This is a genomic window from Collinsella aerofaciens, from assembly GCF_015670795.1.
Classification (GTDB): domain Bacteria; phylum Actinomycetota; class Coriobacteriia; order Coriobacteriales; family Coriobacteriaceae; genus Collinsella; species Collinsella aerofaciens_Q.
On record NZ_JADPCJ010000044.1, the window covers coordinates 1 to 9,884 of the forward strand.

A 9,884-nucleotide genomic window follows, 5' to 3' on the forward strand; every position below is an offset into this window, starting at 1 on the left:
ACCCCGGAGGAGTTCCGGAGACAGTCCCTTGCGGCGTAGTTTTTATTTAAGCCGTCCAAGTTTTGGGGTGCAGTTCAATCGCGAGTCGGGGCCTTTTGTTTGGAGCGGAAACTGCGTCCCAGAATTGGCGTTCAGAATGGGATGCGCTTTCCGGTAGAGCCTCTGGCGGAAACAGCGTCCCGGAATCATGCCTCAGAGTGGGATGCGCTTTCCGTTAACCGCTCATTTGGAAAGCGCATCCCAGTTTGAGTGTTTATTCCGGGATGCGGTTTCCGCTGAAGGACTCAACCGGAAAGCCTGTCCAGCTCTGAGACGGGATTCCGGGACACGCTTTCCGCCAGGCCCGCCATCCGGAAAGTGCATCCCGTTTTGAGCGTCCAGGCTGGGACGCGCTTTCCGTTGGCGTGGCCGTTGGGAAAACGCGGCCCAGATAGGGGGAATGCGATTCGGCGATGCTTGGCCTAGCAGCTCCTACAGGTCCACCTCGTTGAGCCATGTCGGTAGAGCGGTCTGCCGGATGCCTGCCGTCTGCAGCTTTTTGGCGAGCATTCCTGTCGAGCGGACCTCGTTCATGGTAAAGCGCAGCAGAGGGTGGCCGTAGAGCGATAGGTGCGCCTCGCGCTGTCGTTCGGCAACGAGCGCCTCGGCGGTGGTGCGTCCGGCCAGCATGGTCTGGTCGGTATATTTGATGAGCCCGTCGAGCTCGCCCAGCGTGAGTTCCCGCGCCTGGCGCTCCCAGGCAAAGTCCGTTCGTATGGGCTTGGCCGAATCGAAGGGGTCCGTCAACTCGTATTGAAGCCAGTCGGGCGCAAAGCCCGTCTCGATCATGACGGCTCGGGCGACCGATTCCCCGCCGCTCTCGGCGCGGGCGTCGGCATATCGAAGCGTTGTGAGGGCGGTGCGAATCGCGCGACCATTGCGGGCAGTCGCTCGTTGCTCGACGGCCTCCATCAGCTGTTCCGGCGCAAGGCCGAGCTTTGAGATCGCCGAATCGGCAATGGGCATGCCGTCGGCAAAACCAGTTTGCAGCAGGCAATCTGTGGCCGTTTGGATGGGCGGCGTTACCGATATGCCGGCTCTGCGTATTGCTCCGGCCGGCTCAATCTGGTGTCGCTGAATATGTGCGCCCGGACGAGCCGACGGCTTTGTCGAGCTGCAAACATGCACGACATTCAGATGTCGCCACGAGACCTCGAGCCCCAGCAGGCAAGCTGCCGAAAACGAGCAGAACGTCCAATCGGGGTGGATGATCGCAAGGGCGCGAATAATCTCGCAATGACGCTGCGCCCGGTTGAGCTCATCCCAGCGCATTTTGCGCGCGAACAAACCTGGCATGGGGGAGACGACCGCGCTGCCGATGCGCCGAAGGAGCGCTTTTCGGATCGCCGCGCTCGGGGGAATCAGACAGCGCTCCTCTTGTTCGGCTTGGTTCAACAGCTGGTCGATGAGTTGGTCATTGCAATGGGTCATGAGCTACCGCCTTCTTTTGGGTAGCAAAAACGTACCAGCTGGAACTTGCCGCTCAGCTGACCAAAAGCTGACCAAAATCTAACCATGCAGGTAGATGACCTGCTTTTGGCGACATATTTCTTGTTTGAATCGGTGGGCGGTAATCGGCGACCGTGAACGGTAGCTGGATATGAAGTCTTGGTAAGTTTCGGGACGTGTACTTTTCCGAAAAAGAGCAATCTATCTGCTGTTTTGTGTTTCTGGACCGCATATTTGAAGGCATGTGATAAGGGCGGCGGATCGTTGCATTGTATCTGCGGAAACTGTGTCCCGGAATTGCCACTCGGAATGGGACGTGCTTTCCGGATCAGCCCTCAAGCGGAAACTGTGTCCCGGAATCGAGCCTCGGGGTGGGACGCACTTTCTGGATGGCATGCTTGGCGGAAACTACGGCCCAGTTTTTGGCTCCAGAACGGGATACATTTTCCGGAACGGTCCACGTGCGGTGGTGTACCGCCTCTTTTGCGTGCGCCGCTTGTCGAATTACGTTATAGCTAGCTATATTATAGGAAGATATAATATAGCTAGCTATAACGTAAAGGAAGGATGGCCCTGTGTTTATCGGAAGAACAACGGAAATGTCCGAGCTCAATCGACTGTATGGCACGGGCTCCTTTGAGATGCCTGTGATTTACGGCCGCCGTCGTGTGGGTAAAACGCGCCTTATCACAGAGTTCATCCAAGGCAAGAAGGCTATTTACTTTCAGGCTCGTCGTACCAATGCGGAGGCAAACCTGCACGGCTTTAGCCAGGCGATACTTGCGGGTTCGGTTGGTGCTGCAGGCGTGTCGTTTCGTAGCTTTGATGAAGCGTTCGATGCATTGGCCACCATGGCTCGCACGGAACGTTTGATTGTTGTGATTGACGAGTATCCCTATCTCGCCCAATCGAATCCCGAGATCAGCTCGTTGCTGCAAGACAAGATTGATCACTTGTACAAAGAGACCAAGCTCATGCTTATCCTGTGCGGGTCGTCTCTTTCGTTTATGGAGGAACAGGTGTTGGGCTACGAGAGTCCGCTATACGGTAGGCGCACGGCCCAGTTTAAGATCATACCGCTCGATTTTACGACGACCCTCGGCCTGTGGCGGGGCATGAGTCGCGAAGACGCTGCGGTTTGCTATGGCATTACAGGCGGCATTCCTGCATATATCGAGAAAGTCGATCCTGCCGCACCGCTCAAGGACAACATCAAACGTCTTTTTCTTACTCCTACGGGCTATCTCTTTGAGGAGCCGAGTAACCTGCTGTTGCAAGAGTGCCGCAATCCCGAGCAATATGATGCGATCGTGCAAGCAATTGCTCAGGGGCGCTCGAAGATCTCGGAGATTGCGAGCTCTACGGGAATCCCTGCGAGCAACGTAAAGAGCTATGTTGATAAGCTGGCGTCGCTTGGGATTGTCGAGCGCGAGCTGCCCCTAAACGAGACGAGCAATAAGCGAGCCGTGTATCTGCTGAGCGACCAGATGTTTAGGTTCTGGTACAAGTTTGTTCCGCAGAACATTGGGCTGATTCAAAACGATATGGCCGAGATGGCGTATAAGCGCATTGAGCCGCACGTATCGGATTACATGGGTACGGTCTTTGAGCTTATATGCAGACAATACGTGTACGAACTCGCGCGCGCGGGCCAGCTCGATGTGGTTCCGGCGAGCGTCGGGCGCTGGTGGGGGACGGACAATCGCACGCATACGCAGGAAGAAATCGACTTGATTGTTGACGATGGCGAGGGCGCTGCGCTGTTTGCGGAGTGCAAATGGCGCAATGAACCGGCGGGCGAAGACGTGCTGCAAAAGCTCGTGCACCGAAGCGAGCTCTTTAGACGGCAACGAAAAAGCTATGCACTTTTCTCAAAAAGCGGCTTTACGCAGGGATGTCGGGATGCCGCGGAGAGTAGGGGAGACGTCAAGCTGATCTCGTTTGCCGAGGTGTGAGGGCGGGGATAATGAAGCGCGTCCTGATTTGATGCCGGGAATGGGATGTGCTTTCCTTTTGCGACCTTTGGCGGAAAGTGCGTTCCAGATTTCGGCTTCAGAATGGGATGCCGTTTCCGGATCGGCCCTCAGGCGGAAACTACGACCCGGAATTCGGCTCCAAAACGGGATACGCTTTCCCGGTGGCATCTCTAGCGGAAACTGCATCCCGGAATGAGCTCTCGGAACGGGACGCGCTTTCCCATCGGGGCTTCAAACGGAAACCGTGTCCCGGAATCGAGCCTCAGGGTGGGACGCATTTTCTGGTAGAGGCCTGGGACGGAAGGCGTGTCCCATAATCCGGCTAATCCGATGGCCAGGTGGTTGAGCGAGCGGGCTCCGAGGCTCCATTACTGAAAATTCATTTGTTAAACCTGGCAACCGTGGGTAGAATAAAGTCGACGGCAGCCCAAGGGTGATAGCTGGGCAGCGCCGTTACTTAGTTCAAGGGGTCAATGCCTTATCGGCGTCGACCCCTCTTCTTTTGCTTCGTACGCTGCTTAAGTGCCTCGGAAAGTCCGATAAGCGCCGTGAGGAGCGAGACCAAAGCGGTCAGGAGCTTCACGAAATCAATCAGATCGGTCATGGGCATCACCTCCCGTCGCATGGAGGGCGCTGCCCGGCACATGGAACTGCCGTCAACAACTGCCATTCTATCAAAGCGCGGTCATAAATACGAATATATGTTCGATAATAACAGCAACGTGATTCTCTCAAAGTGTGGCTTTACGCAAGGATGCCGGGTAGCCGCGCTGGGCGATTTCATGTCCGTACGGGCGCCTATCCTTACGGCAATGTAGCCGCTTATGTAGCAAGCGGCAGTTGACGGAGAGAGGCCATAATCGTGTCAGCTGAAAGGACGCCGGGTATCTCGGCTATCGATACGACGAACTTTGCGCGCCAGATTGTGCTGGACTTTGAGTTTGCGCCGGTGCCAAAGCAGCGCCAGCGCCGTGGGCTGCGCAATGAGATTATTGAGGTCGGCGCCGTCAAGCTCGATTACCACGGCAACGTTATGGGTGAGTTCTCGCAGTTTGTGCAGACAGAATTTACCGAAGGCGTTGCATATCCCGTCCGCGAGCTTACGGGGATATCGGCTGTGGACACCGCGATGGCCGATCCGCTCTATGTGGTGATCAAAAGGTTCAGCGATTGGATCGGTCGCTACTCCGCCCAGGTGGTTTGCTGGAGTGGGGCGGATCGTCGACAGCTTTTGACCGAGTGCCAGGCAAAGCACATCGACCTTTCCGCATTTCCTACGGACTGGGCCGACCTGCAGGCGTTTTACACCTCGATCATGGATGTGGGCAGCCACGGGTGTGTCTCTTTGAGTGACGCGGCGACGTGGTTTGGCATCGAGTTCGACGAGTCGACGGGCCACGCCCACAGCGCCTTAGCCGATGCGCGCGTGACCGCCAAGTTGCTCAAGCAGGTGATGGACGGGAACTATCACGTGAGCCCGCGCGCCCAGGAGATCCGCCAGCGGTGGGGGATGGGCGAGCGAGCCCAGACGCGCCTCTCCAGCAGGTGCCCCGAGCTGAGCGATCTGCTGCTGAAGCTGAAGGCGGAGGGGAGGTAGGCGGGGCTCCGGGAATGACCTCTGACTCAAGTCAACGGGGCTCATTTTGCTTTCTTTGGAGCTTTCTCACGGGGCTGACTTTACTTCGTCTCATTTCGTATAAAGCGGCTGCTAGATTGCATAGTGATGATAAAATTAATCAACTCAACATCAATAGCTGTCGCTTTGCGCAATGAGGGGTTCCGAGACGTATGAACGAGTCTGACACACGGCTTAAACTCATTGATCCTGCGATTATGGAGTCGTGGGATCGCAATACCCAAGTCTTCACTGAGTATTTCTTTACCAGTGGCGAGATCGTTGTGCGCGGAAGTATGGTCACCCGTAAAGACAAGAAGAAGGCTGACTACCTTCTGATGTATGCTCCGGGCATCCCTATCGCAATCGTCGAGGCTAAGGATACGGAGCACACCGTTGATGCCGGTCTCCAACAGGGGATGGGATATGCCCAGCTGCTCGATATTCCGTTTGCGTACAGCTCAAACGGAAAGGGTTTTGTTGAGCACGATTTTCTTACCGGGAAAGAGCGCACTCTTGCCATGGACGAGTTTCCCGCTCCGGCGGAACTTTGGACACGATACTCAAAAGCTAAGGGGCTTGAACATCCGTATAGCCAGGAGATTGTGACCGCTCCGTATTACCAGGAGCACGGCGGCAATCATCCTCGCTACTATCAGTGCATCGCCATCAATCGTACGCTTGAAGCTATTGCGCGAGGTAAGAATCGCATCTTGCTCGTTATGGCAACGGGAACGGGAAAGACTTTTACGGCTTTTCAAATCGTTCATCGCTTGCGACAGACTACCGAGGTTCGTAAGGTTCTCTATCTGGCGGACCGCAATATTCTCGTCGATCAGACTATAGACGGCGATTTCAAGCCTCTCAAGAGGGTTACAACCAAGGTCGTAGGTCGAAAGCTCGATTCTGCTTACGAGGTCTATTTCTCGCTCTACCAACAGCTTGTTGGAGAAAACGGTGAAGAAATATTCCGCGAGTTCGACTCGGAATTCTTCGATTTGATTATCGTAGACGAGTGCCATCGCGGAAGCGCCGCGGCGGACTCCGCATGGCGTAAAGTACTCGAGTATTTCAATTGCGCAATTCAAATCGGAATGACGGCCACGCCAAAGGAGACTGAAGAGGTTTCAAACATTACCTACTTCGGCGAACCTGTCTATACCTACTCCCTTAAACAGGGTATCGAGGATGGCTTTCTTGCCCCGTATAAAGTTATTCGCCCTAAGCTGAACGTCGACATTTACGGATACCGTACTGAGGAAGGCACCGTGGATGATCGCGGCGAAGCTCTGCCCAAACGTGTTTTCGAGAAGCAGGACTTCGACAGCGAGATCGTCATCAAAGAGCGCTACGAGGAAGTTGCCAAGCGGATAACTCAATTTCTAAAGGAGACGGATCGTTACTCCAAGACCATAGTCTTTTGCGTTGACATCGAGCATGCCGAAAACATGCGACGTGCCCTTGTAAACGAGAACGCCGATATCGTAAGAGATCACCCCACCTACATCATGAAGATTACGGGTGACGACAGGGAAGGTAAGGCTCAGTTAGATAACTTCATCGACCCCGACGAGAAATACCCGACCATCGTTACGACTTCGAAGCTTCTCACCACTGGCGTTAATTGCAAGACGTGTAAGGTAGTCGTGCTCGACAACAAGTTCGGTGAGCACGGAATGACGGAGTTCAAGCAGATTATCGGCCGCGGAACCCGTATCTGTGAGGACTACGACAAACTCTATTTCACTATCCTCGATTTTCGTGACGCATCGCGTTTGTTCGCAGATCCCGAGTTCGATGGTGAGCCTGTTGTTGTGTTTGAGCCTAATCCGGGTGACCCCATTGCGGACCCGGGTCCCGGCGGCAATGGCGGCAGCCCCGTCCCGCCTCCGCCTCCAATCGTAGACCCACCCGTATTACCGCCGGACGATCCGTCCTCCCATGTGAAATATCACGTTCATGGGGCCGACGTCTATGTAGTGTCGGAGATGGTGCAGTATTACTCCTCCGATGGCCTTCTTGTAACTGAGAGCCTTAAGGACTATACGCGAAAAAACATCCTTGGCGAATACGACACTCTTGACCACTTCCTAGCGGCGTGGAACTCTGAACATAAAAAGCAAGCGATTATCGATGAGCTGCGCGCACGTGGCGTATTCCTGGACGAGCTGCGGCTCGAGACTGGACAGGAGCAAATGAGCGACTTTGACCTCATTTGCCATATTGCTTACGACCAGAGACCTCTTACGCGCAGCGAGAGAGCCAATAGCGTCAAGAAGAAGGGCGTGCTTTATGAGTATGCCGGCGTCGCGCGCGAGGTCCTCGAAGCACTTCTCGATAAATATGCGACGTCGAACCTCGTAGACTTGGACGATACCCATGTCCTCGACCTCGAAGAATTCCGTCGGTTTGGCAGCCCAATGAAGATCGTCGCCGCATTCGGCGGCAAACAACAGTACATTCAGGCAGCGCAGATGCTCGAGGACGAGCTCTATATCGCATAGAGAAAGGTAACGATAGCAAATGGCACTGGGATCTCTTGTAAAGACCCTGCAGAACATCATGCGTAAAGACGCCGGCATCAATGGCGATGCACAGCGCATTGAGCAAATGACCTGGCTTTTCTTCCTCAAGATCTACGATGCTAAGGAGCAGGAGTGGGAGTTTCACGATGACTCCTATCAATCCATCATCCCCGAGCGTCTGCGCTGGCACGGCTGGGCGCATGATGCGAAGGACGGCAAGGCGCTTACCGGTGATGAGCTCCTCGATTTTGTAAACAACGATCTCTTCAAGACTCTCGAGAGCTTAGAGCTTGCACCTGAGGCACCCCTGTGTCACGTCGTCGTTAAGGCGGCCTTTACTGACGCTAACAACTACATGAAAGATGGCATCCTGCTTCGTCAGGTCGTCAATGAGATTGACGAGGCGGTTGACTTTACCGAGTACAAAGAGCGCCACGCTTTCGGCGAAATTTACGAGACCATCCTTAAAGACTTGCAGTCCGCGGGCAATGCCGGTGAGTTTTACACGCCCCGAGCGGTGACCGACTTTATGGCCCGAGCACTTGCGCCCAAGCTCGGTGAGACCGTGGCTGACTTTGCTTGCGGCACAGGCGGCTTTTTGACGAGCGCCCTCAACATCCTCCGCGACCAGATAGAGACTCCGGCTGATCGCGTGGCCTACACGAGCTCGGTTTATGGCATCGAGAAGAAACAACTGCCCTATCTGTTGTGCATAACCAACATGCTGCTACACGACATCGACAACCCCAAGGTCTTTCACGATAACTCGCTTGAAAAAGATGTTCGCGAATGGAAGCACAAGCCTGATGGCCAGTTTGATGTCGTACTCATGAATCCCCCCTATGGAGGATCTGAAAGCGCGTCAGTGCAAAACAACTTCCCTGTTGCGCTCCGTAGCTCCGAAACTGCGGATCTATTCCTTGGACTCATCCTTTATCGTCTTAAGCGAGGCGGCCGCGCTGCTGTCATCATTCCGGATGGCTTTCTCTTTGGCCAGGATAGCGCGAAGACGGAGATCAAGCGTCGCCTGCTTGAGGATATGAACCTGCATACTGTTTTGCGCCTTCCGCAGAGCGTTTTCGCTCCCTACACGAGCATCACTACCAACGTTCTGTTCTTCGATAATTCCGGGGCTTCTGAGGGCGTCTGGTTCTATCGCATGGATATGCCCGAGGGATATAAGCACTTTTCTAAGACTAAGCCCATTAGGCTCGAACATTTTGCACCTGTAAAGGAATGGTGGGAGAACCGTCGAGATATCGAGGAAGATGGTAATCCCAAGGCAAAGTTCTATACAGTCGACGAGTTGCGAGACGGCGGCTTCAATCTTGATTTGTGTGGCTATCCACACGAGGAAGAAGAGATTTTGCCGCCCGACGAGCTGATTAGGAGCTACAAAGAAGAGCGCGCTAAGCTCGACGCCGAGATTGACCAGAAGTTGGCTCGAATTTGCGAGATTCTTGGGATTGAGGCGTAGATGAAGGCAAAAGACCTGAAGAACTCAATTCTGCAAATGGCGGTCGAGGGCAAGCTTGTGCCGCAGGATCCGAACGACGAGCCTGCCAGCGTCCTTCTCGAACGCATCCGTGAAGAGAAGCATAAGCTTATCGCTGAGGGTAAGGCCAAGTTCTCTAAAGGCGGGGAGAGCATTATCTATATCGGTTCCGATGGCTCCCCCTATGAGAAGAGGGTGGATGCCAAGGGTCGCGTGACTAGCGATAAGTGCATCGCGAACGAAGTGCCGTTTGAGGAACTGCCCGAGGGGTGGGCTTGGGCAAGGCTAGAAGATTGCTGCAACGCCATTGTTGACTGCCCCCACTCAACGCCTAGCTATCTCGCCGTTGAAACAGGCTACTCGGCAATTGATACAAATTGCATGGATGATAACTGGCACCTAACGGGATTGCGTTCATTGTCGCGGGAATCCTATGAGAAAAGGACGAAGCGATATGTTCCGCAAGCTGGCGACATTATTTTTTCTCGTGAGGGCTCGATTGGACGCTCGGTTATTCTGCATGAAGGAAATACCTGCCTTGGCCAGCGAGTGATGCTTCTCGGCTGTAACGAAGTGCTGTTGTTTAATAAGTACTGTCAAGTCGCGCTTTCCTCGCCTTATGCATGGAGGCTATATCGTGCTGCAAATATCGGAACGGGCGTAAAGCACATCAATGTTTCAATGATTAAGACGCTGCTTCTCCCCCTCCCGCCCCTCGCCGAGCAGCGCCGCATCGTCGAGCGCGTCGGCGAGCTCATGCCCCTGGTCGAGGAGTACGGCGGGCT

Annotated in this window: 7 protein-coding genes; 5 read left to right on the forward strand and 2 right to left on the reverse strand. The window is 54.5% G+C overall.

All coding sequences use genetic code 11. The features are described 5' to 3' along the window. Positions 1–471: 471 nt before the first annotated feature. Positions 472–1,470, reverse strand: coding sequence for a hypothetical protein (locus I4W09_RS09885; RefSeq protein ID WP_196034024.1), 999 nt, complete (start codon positions 1,468–1,470; stop codon positions 472–474). 593 nt (positions 1,471–2,063) lie between these two features. On the opposite strand from I4W09_RS09885, the gene I4W09_RS10710 reads away from it, so the two are divergent. Beyond that, positions 2,064–3,443, forward strand: coding sequence for an ATP-binding protein (locus tag I4W09_RS10710; RefSeq protein ID WP_196034027.1), 1,380 nt, complete (start codon positions 2,064–2,066; stop codon positions 3,441–3,443). 499 nt (positions 3,444–3,942) lie between these two features. Here the strand turns inward: I4W09_RS10710 and I4W09_RS10595 are convergent, their stop codons facing one another. After that, positions 3,943–4,068 carry a hypothetical protein gene (locus I4W09_RS10595; protein WP_255412934.1) on the reverse strand — a complete coding sequence of 42 codons (126 nt, stop codon included), beginning with the start codon at positions 4,066–4,068 and terminating at the stop codon, positions 3,943–3,945. A gap of 258 nt (positions 4,069–4,326) precedes the next feature. Here I4W09_RS10595 and I4W09_RS09895 point away from each other — a divergent pair, with 258 nt between their 5' ends. The 4 genes from I4W09_RS09895 to I4W09_RS09910 all read left to right on the forward strand — a co-directional run. Further along, positions 4,327–5,061, forward strand: a complete 735-nt coding sequence (locus tag I4W09_RS09895) for a 3'-5' exonuclease (protein WP_196034030.1) — start codon at positions 4,327–4,329, stop codon at positions 5,059–5,061. 191 nt (positions 5,062–5,252) lie between these two features. Further along, positions 5,253–7,583, forward strand: a complete 2,331-nt coding sequence (gene hsdR, locus I4W09_RS09900) for an EcoAI/FtnUII family type I restriction enzme subunit R (protein WP_196034032.1) — start codon at positions 5,253–5,255, stop codon at positions 7,581–7,583. Positions 7,584–7,602: 19 nt separating this feature from the next. After that, positions 7,603–9,081: a class I SAM-dependent DNA methyltransferase gene (locus I4W09_RS09905; protein ID WP_196034034.1), complete on the forward strand. Its 1,479-nt coding sequence runs from the start codon at positions 7,603–7,605 to the stop codon at positions 9,079–9,081. Further along, positions 9,082–9,884: restriction endonuclease subunit S (locus I4W09_RS09910; protein WP_196034036.1), on the forward strand; the 803-nt coding region annotated here is incomplete at its 3' end.